Here is a 17,965-nt window from a genome sequence, read left to right on the forward strand (position 1 = left end):
GAATTAAGGCTTCTGACTTATTTGCTTACTTTAGCTAATACAAACTATCACCCTCTGCTATTATCATGAAAGCACTATTGAAAGTACCTCCTCTTACAGAAATTCATCCGGCAAATTTACCAAATAAAGTCGTTTAGAGGCACGAGTTAAGGCAGTATATAACCAACGGTAGAAATTAATTCCTAAATGTTCTTCGGTAATATACCCTATATCAAGAAAAACATTTGTCCACTCTCCTCCTTGTGCTTTATGGCAAGTAACTGCATATCCGTACTTTACTTGAACGGCATTATAGAAAGGATCCACTTTCATTTTCTGCATTTTGCCATTCTTGGTTGTAATATCAGCATAATCCTCTAATATATTATAAAACAACTCGGCATTTTTTTCTTGCGAAAGACCTGTTGTTTCCGAATGCAAGGTATCTATAAGTATCTTTATCTCCAATTCGATATCATAATCGGGATGCTTCACCAAAACATCGCAAAACCGAAAACCATAAATTTCTTGTGTCCTTCTAACTCTTAAAATCTCAAGCAATTCGCCATTTGCCAAAAAATCGACCTGCTCAATATTTTCAGTCCAAAAATAATTATTTTTTGTGACCATCAACATATCTCCTGACGACAATTCTTCTTCACGATATAAGATTCGGTTACGTACTCCTTCATTATAAATATTGGCTCGCTTATTGGAACGCGATACAATCATAGTTTCCTCAATACCATCGCGATCATAGGCTGCCGATATTTCGTCAATCAATTCTTCGCCCGAAACCTTTCGTATATCATCAAAGCCATCCAGTTTCAGCTTGGGAAACAATTCAGTTGTATTCTCCAGCAACGCATTGCGTATATGAGTTGCATTAAATAATATCCCCGAATTTCCGGCTTGCCTCACAATCTGCGTCATTGTAGTACTCAAAACATCAAGTCCATACCCCTTCAAAATATCTATCTGCAAAGCCGGACTCGACTCCTGCATTACGGGGGGCAACTGAGCCTCATCTCCAATAAGTAACAAACGGCAATTTTCACCACCATATACATAATGAATTAAGTCGTCCAAAACACGTCCCGTTCCAAAACTAAAAGAGTCAATGCCATCATTACTAATCATCGATGCTTCATCTACAATAAATAAAGTATCTTTGTGTAGATTATCCATAGGAACAAATCCTGAAGCTTCGCCCGAAAACCGTTTTTGTCTGTATATCTTTTTATGGATCGTAAATGCAGGGTGACTGGAGTAGCTCGAAAAGACTTTTGCTGCACGTCCTGTGGGTGCAAGCAGCACTGTTTTTTGCTCAAAGTCAGTCATAGTTTTCACCAAAGCTCCAATTAATGAGGATTTACCCGTTCCGGCATACCCTTTCAAGAGAAATATACTATCAGATACTCGAGAAAACAAAAAGTCGGTAATCATATCCAGAGCTTCTGCCTGTTCGGAAGTTGGCTCGAACTGAAAATTCTTTTTGATCTGATTTAAGAAAAAACTATTTAAAGACATTTATATATTGATTAGGGGCATCCCTTTGGGGCGACTGCTGTACTTACCTAAGAGATATTAAGCTATAAAAATAGCACATAAAGTTTCTTTTTCTAAATTTGTAAACATTAAATAAGATATTATGTTTTTACCTGACAATATTGATCTCGGAAAATCGGAAAAATATATCCTGACAATCCGTATAACACCCAACGGTTTATCGTTCTCCATACATGAACCTCGCATGGGTGGTAACTATTGTTATCGGGAGAAATCTTTTTCGAACGAGTCTGACAGGCTTAGCAATATACAACGCATCATATTCGATTATAATTTTCTGACACAGGTCTTCAAACAAACAAATGTAGTTTTTGTTTCGAAAGAATATGACATTGCACCTCAATATCTGTTTGAAAAGAATAAGAAAGAAGCTTTATACAACTTTACTCATCAAGAACAAGTAGAGCAGGTACTGATAAGCCCCGATCCGATTCAACAAAATATCACATTATTTAATGCAGATAAGGAAATCTATAAATTCTTGATGCGCAGTTTATACAACCCCCATTTCTTTCATCATTCCAATTTACTGATGAAATACATCGAGGGAAAAAATCGTATGACAGAAAAGAGATCAAAAATGTACCTCAATTTTCACAACGAATTTTTGGATGTATTTTGCTATGATGAGGCATCACAACTTCTGCATGCAATAACCTTCCAACACGAAAATGAGCATAATCTGATATATTTTATCCTAAATATCTGGGATAAATGCAATTTTGACCAGAATCAGGATTACCTTTATATCCTTGAGGACTTTGCAGGTTCCGAGAAGTCGGTTATTCCACTCCTTCGCGATTATATCAAACGCATAGAAACCGTGGGAGTACCCAGTGAAGTTGAATTTATGGGAACAGACAGCAGAAAAGCCCCTCTTGATTTATTAATATTAGCAACCCTATGAGAATTGTTAGCGGACGATATAAAGGTCGTAGATTAGACCTTCCTAAGAACTTTAAAGCAAGACCAACTACCGATTTTGCCAAGGAGAATTTATTTAACATACTAAGTAATTCTATTGATTGGGAAGATGTAAAAGCATTGGACTTGTTTGGAGGAACAGGCAGTATAAGCTTCGAACTTGTATCAAGAGGATGCCCTCAGGTTACCTGTGTCGAAAAATACCCACCTAACTATTCATTTATCGAAAAGACTAAAGGTTTACTTGATGCCAAGGAACTGCGAATCTTCAAAATGGATGTTTTTAAGTTTCTTGAAATATCTAAAGACCAGTTTGATTTTATATTTGCAGATCCACCTTACGATTTGCCTTTCCTTAAAGAGGTTCCAAAACTCATTATAGAGAAAAATCTACTTAAACCGGGAGGTACCTTTATCATGGAACACTCTAAATCTGATGATTTTTCGTCTTCGCCTTTTTACAAAGAAAAGAGAGTGTATGGCAGTGTCAATTTTTCTATTTTCGAAAAAGAAGAAGATGCTGAATGATTTCGATATGTATTCCCATATATAACAATGACGTTACCACTCTGGTAACAGACCTATACCTGCAATGCGAGGCTCTGGACTGTTTATATGAAATAATATTGATTGATGACGCTTCGAGATCACACTTTCAAAAGATCAATCGAAAGTTAGCAGAATTTGACAACATATCTTACGAAGAACTTCCGATAAACATCAGTAGATCGGCTATTCGAAATTTATTTCCTCACAAGGCAGCATACCCTTACCTTCTATTTATAGATAATGATGCACTTTTGTGTTCTCCCCATTTCATCTCAACCTATCTCCGATTGCGGTCACCCGGAGTTATCTGTTATGGAGGTTGCAAATATTTGCCTTGTTATAGTCCGGAATATTATTTGCGATGGCTTTACGGTGTAGAGAGAGAGGCTATCTCGATAAAAGAACGCCAACAAGACTCTGATAAATTCTTTTCTACATTCAATTTCATGATAGATAAGAGGGTATTATTGCTTCATCCATTCAACGAGGATCTACAAGAATATGGGTATGAAGATGTAATGTTCCACTCAACAATAATAGAACAGGGGTTTCATATTACCCAAGTTGACAATCCTCTAATCCATACAGGACTGATATCCAATGAGGAGTTTCTTGAAAGAACCCGAATATCTATTCAAAACTTATATTCATTACAACAATCCAAAACAAGTAACAATTCCGATTTGTCAAACACGGTGAAACTGCTTCAAACAAAGAATCTGATTGACAAATTGAAACTCACTTATATAATTTCTATACTATTTAGATTGATGAAAAATCGTTTCATTAAGAATCTTTTAGGAAAGAAACCCAGTTTATTTATTCTCGATCTGTATAAACTCGGTTATCTTTGTAATTATTCTAAGTAGCAGAAGGTATTTAATGTCATATTTTAAGCAATAACCATCAATCGTTGTTATACTTGAATAGACAATAAATAGATCTGAGACCTTATATTATTTAAAGTAAACAGAATGCTGATAGCCAAACAAAAGAAAAACGAAAATATTGCAGAATATTTGCTATATATGTGGCAAGTTGAAGATATAATAAGGGCACATAAACTTGATATCGAATCTATTCAAAAGAATATTATAGACAAGTTTGAGCAACCGGATGATATAAAGAATGAAATCAGAGATTGGTACGAAGGCTTAATCGAGATGATGAAACTCGAAAGTAAGACAGAAAGCGGACATCTTCAGATCAATCAAAATATTATAATCGACCTTACCGATCTTCATTTGAGATTGCTTAAGTCGCCTAAAGAACCCGAGTATATTGCCAGTTACTATAAGACTCTGCCATTTATTGTAGAGCTGAGATCTAAATCAGAGGATAAAAGTACTCCTGAACTCGAAACTTGCTTTGCCGCGTTATACGGATTCTTATTATTAAGATTGCAACAAAAGGAAATTTCAGGTGAAACACAGGCTGCAATATCTCAGATAAGTTCTTTGCTTAGGATGCTATCTAACAGATATCATTTAGACAAAGAAGGTAAGTTGGAGATATAAGTTATCTCTACCAAAAGATATCAAATAACAATAAAAACTAACGATAATGGCATTTTTCTCAGGAAATAAACAAGCTGATGATGAAGACAAATCAGCAAAAAATATATTCGTTTTTCAATTAGTTCCCAAGAACGTACTGGTAACAGGTGCTAACGGTCAATTAGGCAGTGAACTTAGACGTGTAACAGCCGATCATGAGGCTAATTTGAATTTTATCTTCACCGACGTCGCCGAATTAGACATCACCAACCTACAAGCTGTTGAACAATTTGTAAAAGATAATAATATCAAATACATTGTAAACTGTGCTGCATATACAGCTGTTGATAAAGCCGAAGATGATATTGAGCTATGTTATAAAATAAACAAAGAGGCTACACGTAATCTAGGAATAGCAGCAACCAACAATGAAGCTAAAGTAATTCATACTTCTACCGATTATGTATTTGACGGTACAGGAAACCGACCTTATCTGGAAACCGATCCGGTAAATCCTAAATCGGTATATGGAAAATCAAAACATGAAGGTGAAGCTGCTTTACTCGAAGTATGCCCCGATTCTATTGTTATCCGCACAGCATGGTTGTATTCTATTTATGGAAACAATTTCGTAAAAACGATGATTAAACTGGGTAAAGAAAGAGACGCTCTGAATGTCGTTGCCGATCAGACAGGCAGCCCTACCAATGCTGCTGATTTAGCTAAAGCAATAGTGAAAATATTAGACCATAGCGAATCATACAATCACTTCAAAGCGGGTATTTATCATTATACGAACGAAGGAGTTACCTCGTGGTATGATTTTACTGTAGCCATTCACAAATTAGCGGGCATCACAACTTGTAAAGTGAGCCCTATTACTACTGACCAATACCCAACGAGAGCAAGTCGTCCGAATTATAGTGTTTTAGATAAAAATAAGATAAAAGCGACTTTCGAATTAGAAATCCCTCAATGGGAAGATAGTTTGAAGGTTTGTGTAGACGAACTAAACAAGTAAAGTTATCTTCATAAATAAATGCAAAGGTTGTACTAGTAGTGCAGCCTTTTTTGTAATATTGTAGTATCAATTCTCACATTCAAATAGAACCATAATCATGGATATAAATTTCACCCAGATACTAAGCGTCTTTGTTGTATTATTTGCTCTGATTGATGTATTAGGATCAGTTCCTATTTTTCTCAATTTTCAACAAAAGGGCGAAGATGTTAATCCAAAACAAGCTGCTATCTATTCTTTTGTAATAATGACTGCATTCCTCTTTGTGGGCGAATTGATCTTACATTTATTTAATGTGGATGTGTCTTCATTTGCCATTGCCGGAGCATTGGTTATATTTATTATATCTGTTGAAATGATCTTCGGAATAGAAGTTTTTAGGAATGATGCCCCTGCTGGGTCTACCACTCTGGTTCCTATTGTATTTCCCCTAATTGCAGGTCCTGGAACATTTACCGCATTATTATCGATGCGGGCTGAATTTCATGTCAGTAATATTATTATCGGACTTCTACTGAATATGATAATCGTATTCTTGGTTCTGAAAAATCTAAAATTTGTCAAACGACTTTTAGGGGTTGGAGGTGTGTATGTGATGCGTAAGTTCTTCGGTATCATCCTGATGGGTATTGCAGTAAAACTATTTACTACTAATTTGCATATTCTGTTACAATCATTTTCTAATTGAATCTCATTTAAATCTCATTTAAACCAAAATAATAAAGCACGAATCAATGGTTCGTGCTTTTTCTTTCATATATGCCTACAGCTTTTTTAGCTATCTTTTTCCAATTCTATAAGTAGGTCGCTTTTGCTTGTAGTATCACCCACTTTCACTACTACTTTTTTGACAATGGCTTTAGTACTTGCCAAGATAGCATTCTGCATCTTCATTGCTTCCAAGATTACTAAAGTATCGCCGGCTTTTACTGTATCGCCTGTTTTCACCAGTACATCCAATATTTTACCGGGCATAGGTGCTTTAAGTAAAATTGTAGAAGACTCACTAGCCTGCGAACTCAATACTTTTCTTCGCTGCAATGAGAATGGAGTCTCTACCGAAAAACAATAGCTGATACCATTGATCAGAATCTCGTATTCGTTTTGCTTCTGAGCAACTATTTCTACGGGATAACTTACACCATTGACATTCATAAAAGTAAATCCATCGGAAGTTTCTTCCATGTATGCGTTTAGCTTCTTATCGCCAATCGTATATGTATTGTTTTCTCCAATCTTAAACCCATATTCTTTAGAATTATCTAAATCCAGAGCAACCAATTGTTTTTGAGTTGTATTTTGCTTGTTCATTATCATTCCGGATTACATATTATTAATTCTGTTTCTCAAAGACCACATATCCAATACTTGTTTTTCTTCTTTGATCGGCTCATTCTCTTTTCGATAATTCGAGATAGCTAATAAGGCAGCAAAGAGAGCTTCATCTTTTTCATGAAAAACAAGAGAATCCATATCCTTTTCAATAAATGAGGTATCAAAACTTCCTCCTTTGAAAACTTCATTATGAAGAACAGCTTTACAGAATGGAATTGTTGTTTTGATTCCCTTAATATGAAAATCATTCAACGCCTTCAATGTATTTTCGATAACTGTCGGACGGTCTTTAGCATGTACAATCAATTTAGCAACCATCGAATCGAAATAGGGAGTAATTTCAGAACCGGCTATAACTCCTTTATCCACTCTTATGCCTTCGCCTTCGGGAGTTCTTAATCCTTTAATGATTCCTGTACAGGGTGAAAATCCCGATTGCACATCCTCGGCATTGATACGACATTCGATAGCCCAACCATTTAGTTTCACATCACTTTGAGTAATAGGAAGTTTTTCGCCATTGGCTATCCGTATCTGCAATTCGATCAAATCAAGACCTGTTATCATTTCCGTAACAGGATGCTCTACCTGAACACGGGTATTCATTTCCATAAAAAAGAAATTACCTTGTTTATCAAGCAGAAACTCAACTGTCCCCAGACTGATATATCCTGCACCTTTCGCTAGAGAAACGGCAGCAGTAGCCATTTTTTCACGAAGTTCTTCGGATAGAGCAGGTGATGGAGCTTCCTCTAACAGTTTTTGATGTTTGCGTTGTACAGAACATTCACGTTCTCCGAGATGGATTACATTTCCGTGTGAGTCACCCACTATCTGAAATTCGATATGTTTGGGATTCTCCAAAAAACGCTCAATAAATACCGACGGATTATTAAATGCATTTTGGGCTTCAGATGAAGCTGAGAAATACATCTGCTTCATTTCCGATTTCTTATAAACCACACGCATACCACGTCCACCACCTCCGGCAGAAGCTTTTATGATAAGTGGAAAACCTATCTTTTCGGCAACATCCAATGCTTCTTCTAGTGTATCAACACTTCCATTGCTTCCACCCAACATAGGAACATTATTTTTTGCAGCTATTTCTTTGGCAATTACCTTATCACCCATATTTTGAATAATACGGGGCGAAGGCCCTATAAATACAATACCTTCTTCGGTACAACGAGTTGCAAACTGTGCATTTTCAGACAGATAACCATATCCCGGATGAATAGCATCGATATGATTTCTTTTGGCTAATAACACCAATGATTCTATATCCAGAAATTCGGGAATACCGCCATTATCTATATCGGGAAAATCGACAACTTTATCTACTGCCGACAAATAAAGAGCATTGGGCTCTTTAAGTGTACGAATACCCACCGCAGTAATCCCCATTATTTTGGCAGTCTTAGCTATGCGAATAGCTATCTCACCACGATTGGCTATTAATATTGATTTTATCTTATTCTTTTGTTTCATCTTGATTCTTATCCAAATTAAAGAGGCATATTGCCATGTTTGCGTTTTGGCTTATATTCGGTCTTTCTTTCGAGAGTCTTTAAAGATCTGATTATTTTATGGCGAGTCAGAGCCGGATCAATAACCTCATCTACAAATCCTTTTTCATCAGCAATATAAGGGTTGGTTACCTCTTCCCTGTATTTCTGAGTCAGTTCCTTTTTAAGCACCACCGGATTTTCCGATTCGCTCAACTCTTTTCTGTAAAGGATGGCAATTGCTCCATCGGGTCCCATTACTGCAATTTCGGCTGTAGGCCATGCAAAACTAAAATCGCCACCAATACCTTTGCTATTCATTACGATATATGCACCACCGTAAGCTTTACGCAAGATTACTGTAATCTTGGGAACTGTTGCATAAGTATATGCGTATAGTAATTTCGCTCCATGACGAATAATACCATCATGCTCCTGATCTGTTCCGGGTAAAAATCCGGGAACATCCTCCAGTGTTATAATAGGTATATTAAATGAATCACAAATATTGATAAAACGAGCCGCTTTTATGGACGAGTCAATATCCAATGTACCAGCCATTACTTTAGGCTGATTGGCTACAATACCTACCACCTGACCATCCAGACGGGCAAATGCTGTAAATATATTGGCTGCATGGTTTTCGGCAACTTCCAAAAATTCGCCTTTGTCGACAATCAGCTTTACAATATCTTTTACATCATAAGGTTTATCGGGATCATCGGGTACGATATTTCTCAAGCTCTCCTCTACCCTGCTGACAGGATCTTCCGATTGTATCAGTGGAGGATTCTCCATATTATTGGATGGCAGATAAGAAAGAAGTTTCTTTACTCCCAAGATCGTATTTTCATCGTCATTGTAAACAAAGTCAGCAACACCCGATTTAGTTCCGTGAACAGATGCACCTCCTAAATCTTCGGTAGATACTGTTTCGTTCAGAACTTCTTTTACCACATTAGGACCTGTTACAAACATATAGCTTGTGTCAGCCGTCATAAATATAAAATCGGTAAGAGCTGGAGAGTATACTGCACCTCCAGCAGCAGGTCCCATTATTACTGAAATCTGAGGGATTACCCCCGATGACATTACATTCCGTTTGAAAATATCAGCGTAACCATTCAAGCTGCTTACCCCCTCTTGAATACGGGCACCACCCGAATCAATAAGCCCGACAACAGGTGCTCCGGTTTTTAGAGCCATATCCTGTATTTTTACAATTTTAGCGGCATGCGAAATACCCAATGAGCCTCCCAATACACTAAAGTCTTGTGAATAGGCATAGACCAATCTTCCGTTTACAGATCCGTATCCGGTAACGACTCCATCACCTAAAGCTTCAACCGATTTACCAAACGAACCGCCTCCTACTGGAGGTGTATAAGCATCTGTTTCTTCGAATGTTCCTTCATCGAACAATAACAGAATACGTTCGCGGGCCGTTAACTTTCCTCGCTGATGTTGTCTTTTATAGTATGCTTCACCATACTGTTTATTTAATAGCTTTTCGCGAGCTACAAATTGTTCGTAAATTTTTCTCATTTTATTACTATAAAGATCCAAGACCTATTTAATATTTTTACCTACTAATATCTTTACTATTAAATCAATACTATATAATCTGCTTAACTTTACTCTGTTTTATCCAAAATTAGCGGTACAAGTTATAAAAAAGAAAAATTATAATTCTCTCCTACCCCATAAAATGACAATATGTAAAAATAATGACAGAATATTTACCAATCGTAAACATCTATAGTTAAGATTCTTTGCTTTGTTTCCCGAAAGCATCCGAATTCATTTATTTTGGCAGGTCTTCTGACTTACTTCATCCTGAACATCCTTCCCGTTTCATATTAAGAAACAGTGGTATAGAGTATTGTTCGAGAACTGTTGGCGAAGCTTACAGCAGCGGGTCTGTTCCCGATTTTCACAGGATTCCCTTTTCATTATTCTTTCAGCAATGTGACCGAATAACACCAAAACGATGCTACAAATATAAGTCATTTATTTTATCTATATCTCCTGCTAAGTTCTTTCTGCTTCAGCAGCCAACACTTTCATGCAAACCTACGACTTTGACTAATTGATCTTTGTCGGCAAATGACGAAAGATAAACCGTTGGTCTATAAAGATTATAATTATATGTCGTATTTAAGACCAAATCTGGAAAGCCATCATTATCAATATCACCTATAAATAATACCCTAAATATAGCATCTTCAAAGGTAGGGGTAGATGCTATCAATTGATTTATTTCTTTTCCGTCCTTATTCCCCTTGATATATAGTTTATAATTACTTACAATCATTTCATCTTTATTATACTCAGCAGGTTTTAAATCACCTGTTGAATATAGTGTATACGATGAGCCATTATATGTAAATGTCATTTTCTCATTCGGTTCAATAAAATCTTTGTCTAATGGTATTGTCTTTATCTCGTGAGATGACAAACGAGGCGAACTACTTATCAAGACCAAAGAAGTATCAATATGAGAAGTCTTAACTTCCCACCCTGTCCACTCTGATGAGTTGTGTTCGTTTTCATCCAAAACAACATCAAAAGCTTTTTGAATGGTAAGTGTAGTAGGTGCAATATAATATTTTCCTCTATCCCGAAAAATACCAAACCAGCCTTTATGTATCATTACGGGAGAAGTTTCATCTCCATGAAAAATACCTGTCGATAATACAAACAAAGGTAAATCCTTGCTTTTAGGATAAAGCTCTTCATCTATCCACTCCATATTATTAAAAAGGGAATCCGAACCTGCAATGCTGTCTTTTACTGCCAGAGCATCTCCTGCCATCTGAAAATCACTTTCATTCTTCGTTTTTGACGTCTCTTTACAAGCTATTAACGAGACACATGCCAATACCAGTACTATTATTTTTTTCATTATGTTACCAAAATTATTTTAAGCAATAATCCGAATCAGTTATTGAATTATTTTATCTATTTATATAAGGATCATTGAATAGCTAGACAAAGAAAAAAAGAACTCGTAAAAAAATTGTCACTTTTGTTACTTTTGTAACCTTTTCAACTATTAATCACTAATAAACAACGAATTAACAAATATCAAAAAGTAACATTCAGTAGTCAACTTTGTCACCTTTATTGTTTACTTTTTGTAGCTAATGACACTTTTTCGTAACACTTTTCAGTTACTGATTGGCATTAATAGTAAATATATAATGCAACGTTATTTAAGTATAACACTTAGTTGCACTTATGCTTACCAGAGTATAACAAAAGGTCTAAATCCTTAAAAAGCATTTTAGACTACAAAAGTATTTCAATAAACGAAAAAAAGAAGTATTTTTGTTACGCAAACGTGAAAAGTAAAATTTAGGACATATTATTTATTCAAACTAAAATAAACAAACATGAGAATCGAACGTATTTTCGGACGTGAAATCTTGGACTCAAGAGGAAATCCAACAATCGAAGTTGACGTAACACTAGAGTGTGGTGCATTTGGACGTGCTGCTGTTCCTTCAGGAGCATCTACAGGAGAGCATGAAGCTCTTGAACTTCGTGATGGAGACAAAAAAAGATACTTAGGTAAAGGTGTACAAAAAGCTGTAGCGAACGTAAACACTGTTATCGCTCCTGCACTTATTGGAGACTGTGCTTTGGATCAAAGAGGTGTTGACCTTAAAATGATCGCTCTTGACGGAACTCCTACTAAATCTAAATTGGGTGCTAACGCTATTCTTGGTGTTTCTTTAGCTGTTGCTAAAGCTGCTGCCAATGCTCTAGATATTCCATTGTACCGTTATATTGGTGGTACTAATACGTATACTCTTCCTGTACCTATGATGAACATCATCAATGGTGGATCTCACTCTGATGCTCCTATCGCATTCCAAGAGTTTATGATTCGTCCGGTTGGTGCTGCTTCTTTCAAAGAAGGTTTGAGAATGGGTGCTGAAATTTTCCACGCTCTTGCAAAAGAATTCAAAAGCAGAGGTCTTAGTACTGCTGTTGGTGACGAAGGTGGTTTTGCTCCTAAATTAAACGGTACTGAAGATGCTCTTGAATCGATCCTTAAAGCTATCAAGGCTGCAGGATATGAGCCAGCTAAAGACGTAACTATCGCTCTTGACTGTGCTGCTTCTGAATTCTTCGATAAAACTGCTAAAGTTTACGATTACACTAAATTTGAAGGTCCTAACGCAGCAAAACGTACTTCTGCTGAACAAGCTGCTTTCTTGAAAGAACTTTCTGAAAAATATCCTATCGATTCTATCGAAGACGGTATGGACGAAAACGATTGGGACGGATGGAAAAACCTTACTGATGCTATCGGCGACAAAGTACAACTTGTTGGAGACGACTTGTTTGTAACTAATGTTGATTTCTTGAAAAAAGGTATCGAACTAGGTTGTGCTAACTCAATCCTTATCAAAGTTAACCAAATCGGTTCTCTTACTGAAACATTGGATGCTATCGAAATGGCTCACCGTGCAGGTTACACTTCGGTAACTTCTCACCGTTCGGGTGAAACTGAAGATGCTACAATTGCTGACATCGCAGTTGCAACTAACTCAGGACAAATCAAAACTGGTTCTTTGAGCCGTTCTGACCGTATGGCTAAATACAACCAACTACTTCGTATCGAAGAAGAATTGGGTGACAAAGCTGTATATGGTTACAAACGTGTACAACGCAAAAAATAAGAATTACTTCTTATTCTGATATATAGAAGAAGCCGATATTCATTTGAATATCGGCTTCTTTATTTTTTATTCTCTTTGATAAAAAGACGCTAGAGCTTTATCATATGCCACAGACACTAAAATACTCGTTATAATCATCTATCGAACGCCTTATTACTTCGTAAGCAACATCTACATTATACACATGCGTCAAAACACATTTACGCTCGGTATCCCCCGGAATATCTTTGTAGGTAGTAAAGTAATGCTTCAAACGATCTATTACAGCAAAAGGTACATCACTGATATCACGATACGAGCTATAAATGGCATCATTATCAAGAACCGCAATCAATTTATCATCGGCTTGCCCGTGATCTATCAGACGAAAGCCTCCTATTGGACGTGCATTTACAATAATATCTCCATGTGTAATATCTTTCTCGGTCAATACACAAATATCTATAGGGTCATTATCTCCGACTATATCGGTTCGGTCAAGCCTCACATTACTCAGTTCTGCCACCCGAGGACCACTTATAGTCTGAGGTAAAAATCCATATAAAGCAGGTATGATATTCGAATATTTCTGAGGACGGTCTATACATAAATATCCCGTCTGCTTATCCACCTCATATTTTACAGTATCGGTCGGAACAATTTCTATAAATGTTCTTACTACTTCGGGAGCGGCATTTCCCAGAGAGATACCATGCCAGGGGTGCGATTTATATTTTTTAATCATTCTATTATATGAATTTATTCGTTCTGCTTTATCAAAAGTAAAAAAATACATCAGTATATTTCAAATATAGAAACTATATTTTCTTCTTTTTATTATGTGTTATCATTATTCTTTTTACAAAAGGAAAGAATTATCGTTTATCCATATTTCGTGGATGATGCTCAATTATCTCCTGACGAAGGTACTCACGATCCATATGAGTATAAATTTCAGTAGTCGTTATTTTTTCGTGTCCCAACATTTGTTGTATCGCCCTTATGTTTGCACCGCCCTCCAATAAATGAGTGGCGAATGAATGCCTGAAAGTATGGGGGCTTATATTTTTTTTGATTCCTGCCTGATCTGCATATTGCTTTATAAAATGAAATACCATAATACGGGATATAGGAGTACCTCTTTTACTGAGAAACACCATATCTTCGGATCCTTTTTTCACATCAATATGTTTTCGGTCAAGCAAATAATTACCAATTTCTTTAATTGCCGTATGTGAGATTGGAACCAAACGTTGTTTACTTCCTTTGCCTTCGACTCGAATAAAACCATCATCAAGAAATAAATCGGAAAATTTAAGATTGGTCAATTCCGAAATACGTAGTCCGCAACTATAAAGCACTTCAATTATAGCACGATTGCGTTGCCCTTCTTTTGTAGAAAGATCTATTATGGATATAATATTTTCTATTTCCTGAAGACTCAAAACCACAGGAAGCTTAAGTCCAATCTTAGGTGTTTCCAACAACTCTGTCGGATCACTCTGGATATAGCCATCTAAAATCAAAAAGTTAAAGAAAGACCTCACGCCCGATAATATCCGTGCTACGGAACGGGCATTAATGCCCAAATCGTACAATTGAGTTACAAATTGCTGAAGATCTTCAAGACGGATTTGCTGCAATTTCAAATTTTCTGTTTCGAAATATTTTAACAGCTTCGTAAGATCATCCAGATATGCTTCTATAGAGTTCGGCGAAAGTGCTTTCTCTAACAGCAAATACGATTTATACTTCGATACTATATTTGCCGATTTATTTATGTCTTCTACAGATGCCATAAGCTTCATTCCTTAAACGAGATCTTCTACCTCGCTTATACAAAAATACACCTATTTATCTATCATCTGATTAAATATCTTTATATTTGTACAATCTTGACTTTTCAAATCATTCAGACATGGAACAATTAAAAAGAATCGGAAGATACATCCTGCGGAAATTCAGTAAAATACAGTTGGCTATAATTGCTGTTCTGATGATCTGTTGTTTTGTTATCGGAGATAGCAATATTTTTTCGCGTTTCGGTTACGATCTTGAAATCCGGGATTTGAAAAATCAAATCGAATATTATCAAGAAAAAACAGAAACTGACAAACGTAAATTAAATGAATTACGTTCAGATAAAGACAATATCGAAAAATTTGCAAGAGAAAATTATTTAATGAAACAGGAAAACGAAGAAGTATTTATCATCGAATAATTTTACAGAACTATAATTTATGAACAAACCCAAAGATTTTATATTTAAACTCTCGGCCTTACTTATTCTTGCTGCTGCAATATCGTACCTATTCAATCCGGTAGTTGCTGCATACATAATGGCTATAGGCGTACTCGGTTTTGCCGCTGTAACTTTCACAACTCCCTATCCGGGTAAAAGTTTAAGAGGAAAACGTTTATTCAGCATTCAGATATTTGGTATTGCATTTATGGCAATAAGCACCTATTTGATGTTTGTACAAAAGAATGAATGGGTTATTTCGATGCTCGCAGCAGCATTCCTTCTCTTATATACTACACTTATGCTTTCGAGAGAATACGAAAAGGAAAAAAAAGACAAGGAATAAATCCTCAATCTATTGAGTAAACATAGTTTGTTATTTGTAGCATTTTCCGTTTCCGCTTCTTGAACTTAGCAGCAGTAAACCATGCTTTCGGATTACTTAGATTCAATCCTCCAATTATTACTGCAGCACCACTATACGATGGTGGAGGTGAACCAACCGGCATATACTTAAGCTCTTCTTTAATTGACGCATTCAAGTAGTCAATCGAATACTTTTCTTTACCTACTTCATAAAGAGTTTTATAATTAGCATACCGATCTTCCTTAGGAGATATCTTTAGGTATTCCGTCTCCAATATAACATTCGTTTTTAACTGTAGCTTTCGTTCCTCTTTCAACCAATTTTTAGAAACTTCCACATTCTGTCCCCTCAGACTTAGAACCAAGGATAATAATATCCCCAGAGAGCAAGCAAACCTAGAATTAAGAAATCTCTTTTCCATCAGATAGGTGGTGTGAATAAATAGTATTAAATATTGTTCTAAAATAGTTATTCTTTTACAACAAGACAATATAATTAACACTATATAAGACTTCCAATAAAAGGAAGATACGCAACAATAAGATAATCAAATGCACTTCTCTTACCTGACAAAAAGCAGAAAATTAAGCTTTCTAAAATCGGTCTTTTTAACTAGATTAGTCTAATTTTATTGGTACATTTGCACATAGATTTATAAAAGTCTTATGAAACAGATCAACATCTATTTAGCGATATTGTGCGCAATTGCAATGTCTTTGTTTTCTTGTAATACGAAGAAAACACCAACTCGTGATAACATTATTGAATTTGACACAATCCATTCTGTACAAAACTATCACTGGGACAATGACTCTACTCAGCCTTCATGCAATTTAAAACTGACCTTTATCTATCCTGTATCTTATGATGATAAAGCTATTTTAGATTCATTGCAGCGTATCTTTGTATCTTGTTTCTTTGATGAAACATACGGTCTATACAATCCCAAAGATGCAGTAGCAAATTATGGAAAAGCATATATAGAGAATTACAAAGAGGATGTGAAAATATTCTCTGAAAATAACGATTCTCATGACGACAGGGAAGAGTTCTTCTCCTATTATGAAACAACATCTAACCAGATTAAATTTAATCAGGCAGATATTCTTGCATTTCAAGTTACTCAGTCTAACTACAAAGGTGGAGCCAGTTCTTATGAATTTCTAAAGAACTATGTAATCAATCTGAAAACAGGAAAGCTAATTACCGAAGACGATATTTTCAAACCCGGATATGAGAAGCTTTTGACCCCTATTTTTAAAGATTATTTGATAAAATCGAACAAAGTTCAGTCCATTAATGAACTGGAAGATTTAGGATATTTTGGTATCGACGAAATGGCTCCTAATGATAACTTCTTATTAGATACTAAGGGAATCACTTATATATTCAATAAAGGAGAATATTCTGCTTATAAGCTCGATGCCATCAAAGTTTTTATTCCATTCAATGAGATAGATCTTGCTTTGAAAGACGACTCTCCAATCTCACAACTTATCAATAAATAAAGCCTACGGCTTTATTTATTTGACACGACAGTTATAACAGCATTAAACATTGCATATCATTTAAGTACTGATGGATATACTATTAAAATATTTCCCGACTCTTACCGACTTACAAAAAAAACAGTTTGGTGCATTATACGATTTGTACTTAGACTGGAACTCTAAGATAAATGTAATTTCAAGAAAAGATATAGAGAACCTCTACATACACCATGTTCTACATTCCTTAGGAATAGCCAAAGTAATCAACTTTACCAAAGGCAGCCAGATTTTGGATGTGGGAACAGGTGGCGGATTTCCCGGTGTACCACTGGCTATACTTTTCCCCGATTCTCATTTCTTATTAGTAGATAGTATCGGCAAAAAAATCAAAGTAGCAACAGAGGTATCCAACGCGATTGGTCTGGAAAATATTAGCTTCAGGCATTGCAGGGCAGAGGAAGAAAAAGGCAAATTTGATTTTGTCGTTAGTCGTGCCGTAATGCCTTTAGATGATCTGATAAAGATTACCCGTAAAAACGTATCACACGAGCAAAAGAATCCTCTGCCTAACGGCCTTATCTGCTTAAAAGGCGGAGAACTTGAAGGAGAGATCCACCCGTTTAAGAAATATGCAGAGGTGGACGATCTAAAGAACTTCTTTGAGGAAGACTTTTTTGAAACTAAAAAAGTAGTATACGTTCCTTTATAAGTAAAGATAAATATAATGAGACATACAAGCTTGCTAACAAGTTAGTATGCAACTTCACAAGTTTATAACAGAAAGACCTACTCTATTTTTAGAATTTAATTTCACG

19 protein-coding genes and 1 riboswitch are annotated in these 17,965 nt (G+C 35.9%); of the genes, 11 read left to right on the forward strand and 8 right to left on the reverse strand.

Features of this window, described 5'->3' with window-relative positions; all coding sequences use genetic code 11:
- Window positions 1–93 precede the first annotated feature (93 nt).
- Window positions 94–1,509: an ATP-dependent RecD-like DNA helicase gene (locus tag G7050_RS03680; protein ID WP_166111352.1), complete on the reverse strand. Its 1,416-nt coding sequence runs from the start codon at window positions 1,507–1,509 to the stop codon at window positions 94–96.
- 121 nt (window positions 1,510–1,630) lie between these two features.
- Here G7050_RS03680 and G7050_RS03685 point away from each other — a divergent pair, with 121 nt between their 5' ends.
- The 6 genes from G7050_RS03685 to G7050_RS03710 all read left to right on the forward strand — a co-directional run bounded on the left by G7050_RS03685 (window position 1,631) and on the right by G7050_RS03710 (window position 6,226).
- Window positions 1,631–2,455: a DUF3822 family protein gene (locus tag G7050_RS03685; protein ID WP_166111355.1), complete on the forward strand. Its 825-nt coding sequence runs from the start codon at window positions 1,631–1,633 to the stop codon at window positions 2,453–2,455.
- Window positions 2,452–3,000: an RsmD family RNA methyltransferase gene (locus G7050_RS03690; protein ID WP_166111357.1), complete on the forward strand. Its 549-nt coding sequence runs from the start codon at window positions 2,452–2,454 to the stop codon at window positions 2,998–3,000. The genes G7050_RS03685 and G7050_RS03690 overlap by 4 nt, the downstream gene beginning before the upstream one ends.
- Entirely contained in the window at window positions 2,997–3,890 is an 894-nt protein-coding gene (locus G7050_RS03695) for a glycosyltransferase family 2 protein (RefSeq protein ID WP_166111360.1), read from the forward strand. The genes G7050_RS03690 and G7050_RS03695 overlap by 4 nt, the downstream gene beginning before the upstream one ends.
- A gap of 105 nt (window positions 3,891–3,995) precedes the next feature.
- Entirely contained in the window at window positions 3,996–4,538 is a 543-nt protein-coding gene (locus G7050_RS03700) for a DUF4924 family protein (protein ID WP_166111363.1), read from the forward strand.
- Between the two features lie 46 nt (window positions 4,539–4,584).
- On the forward strand, window positions 4,585–5,538 hold the full coding sequence (gene rfbD, locus G7050_RS03705; RefSeq protein WP_166111366.1) for a dTDP-4-dehydrorhamnose reductase: 954 nt from the start codon (window positions 4,585–4,587) through the stop codon (window positions 5,536–5,538).
- A gap of 97 nt (window positions 5,539–5,635) precedes the next feature.
- Entirely contained in the window at window positions 5,636–6,226 is a 591-nt protein-coding gene (locus tag G7050_RS03710) for a MarC family protein (RefSeq protein ID WP_166111369.1), read from the forward strand.
- Between the two features lie 86 nt (window positions 6,227–6,312).
- Here G7050_RS03710 and G7050_RS03715 read toward each other — a convergent pair whose 3' ends face one another.
- The 4 genes from G7050_RS03715 to G7050_RS03730 form a co-directional block, all read right to left on the reverse strand.
- Window positions 6,313–6,855 carry an acetyl-CoA carboxylase biotin carboxyl carrier protein subunit gene (locus G7050_RS03715; protein WP_255499253.1) on the reverse strand — a complete coding sequence of 181 codons (543 nt, stop codon included), beginning with the start codon at window positions 6,853–6,855 and terminating at the stop codon, window positions 6,313–6,315.
- A 6-nt stretch (window positions 6,856–6,861) separates the two neighbouring features.
- Window positions 6,862–8,364: an acetyl/propionyl/methylcrotonyl-CoA carboxylase subunit alpha gene (locus G7050_RS03720; protein ID WP_166111372.1), complete on the reverse strand. Its 1,503-nt coding sequence runs from the start codon at window positions 8,362–8,364 to the stop codon at window positions 6,862–6,864.
- Window positions 8,365–8,381: 17 nt separating this feature from the next.
- Window positions 8,382–9,926 (reverse strand): acyl-CoA carboxylase subunit beta, encoded by a 1,545-nt coding sequence (locus G7050_RS03725; protein ID WP_166111375.1) that lies wholly within the window; start codon window positions 9,924–9,926, stop codon window positions 8,382–8,384.
- 248 nt (window positions 9,927–10,174) lie between these two features.
- A riboswitch (cobalamin riboswitch) is annotated at window positions 10,175–10,383 on the reverse strand.
- A gap of 45 nt (window positions 10,384–10,428) precedes the next feature.
- Window positions 10,429–11,286 carry a hypothetical protein gene (locus tag G7050_RS03730; RefSeq protein WP_166111378.1) on the reverse strand — a complete coding sequence of 286 codons (858 nt, stop codon included), beginning with the start codon at window positions 11,284–11,286 and terminating at the stop codon, window positions 10,429–10,431.
- Window positions 11,287–11,776: 490 nt separating this feature from the next.
- Between G7050_RS03730 and eno the strand changes: the two genes are divergently transcribed.
- Window positions 11,777–13,072, forward strand: coding sequence for a phosphopyruvate hydratase (gene eno, locus G7050_RS03735; RefSeq protein ID WP_166111381.1), 1,296 nt, complete (start codon window positions 11,777–11,779; stop codon window positions 13,070–13,072).
- Between the two features lie 100 nt (window positions 13,073–13,172).
- Here eno and G7050_RS03740 read toward each other — a convergent pair whose 3' ends face one another.
- On the reverse strand, window positions 13,173–13,796 hold the full coding sequence (locus tag G7050_RS03740) for an inorganic pyrophosphatase (RefSeq protein WP_166111384.1): 624 nt from the start codon (window positions 13,794–13,796) through the stop codon (window positions 13,173–13,175).
- A 130-nt stretch (window positions 13,797–13,926) separates the two neighbouring features.
- The gene (xerD, locus tag G7050_RS03745; protein WP_185154944.1) at window positions 13,927–14,859 is read right to left on the reverse strand and encodes a site-specific tyrosine recombinase XerD; all 933 of its coding nucleotides are present in this window, start codon (window positions 14,857–14,859) and stop codon (window positions 13,927–13,929) included.
- Between the two features lie 110 nt (window positions 14,860–14,969).
- Between xerD and G7050_RS03750 the strand changes: the two genes are divergently transcribed.
- Window positions 14,970–15,272: a septum formation initiator family protein gene (locus G7050_RS03750; protein ID WP_166111387.1), complete on the forward strand. Its 303-nt coding sequence runs from the start codon at window positions 14,970–14,972 to the stop codon at window positions 15,270–15,272.
- Between the two features lie 19 nt (window positions 15,273–15,291).
- Window positions 15,292–15,639: a hypothetical protein gene (locus G7050_RS03755; RefSeq protein WP_166111390.1), complete on the forward strand. Its 348-nt coding sequence runs from the start codon at window positions 15,292–15,294 to the stop codon at window positions 15,637–15,639.
- Window positions 15,640–15,643: 4 nt separating this feature from the next.
- Here the strand turns inward: G7050_RS03755 and G7050_RS03760 are convergent, their stop codons facing one another.
- Complete coding sequence (locus G7050_RS03760; RefSeq protein ID WP_166111394.1) at window positions 15,644–16,081, reverse strand: hypothetical protein; 438 nt, start codon at window positions 16,079–16,081, stop codon at window positions 15,644–15,646.
- Between the two features lie 244 nt (window positions 16,082–16,325).
- Here G7050_RS03760 and G7050_RS03765 point away from each other — a divergent pair, with 244 nt between their 5' ends.
- Both G7050_RS03765 and rsmG read left to right on the forward strand, forming a co-directional pair.
- Complete coding sequence (locus G7050_RS03765) at window positions 16,326–17,168, forward strand: RsiV family protein (RefSeq protein WP_166111397.1); 843 nt, start codon at window positions 16,326–16,328, stop codon at window positions 17,166–17,168.
- Between the two features lie 70 nt (window positions 17,169–17,238).
- A complete protein-coding gene (rsmG, locus tag G7050_RS03770; protein ID WP_166111400.1) occupies window positions 17,239–17,859 on the forward strand; it encodes a 16S rRNA (guanine(527)-N(7))-methyltransferase RsmG in 621 nt (206 codons plus the stop codon).
- The last annotated feature ends 106 nt before the right edge of the window (window positions 17,860–17,965 follow it).

Origin of the sequence: Dysgonomonas sp. HDW5A, assembly GCF_011299555.1 — a bacterium.
In the GTDB taxonomy this organism is placed as follows: Bacteria; Bacteroidota; Bacteroidia; order Bacteroidales; family Dysgonomonadaceae; genus Dysgonomonas_A.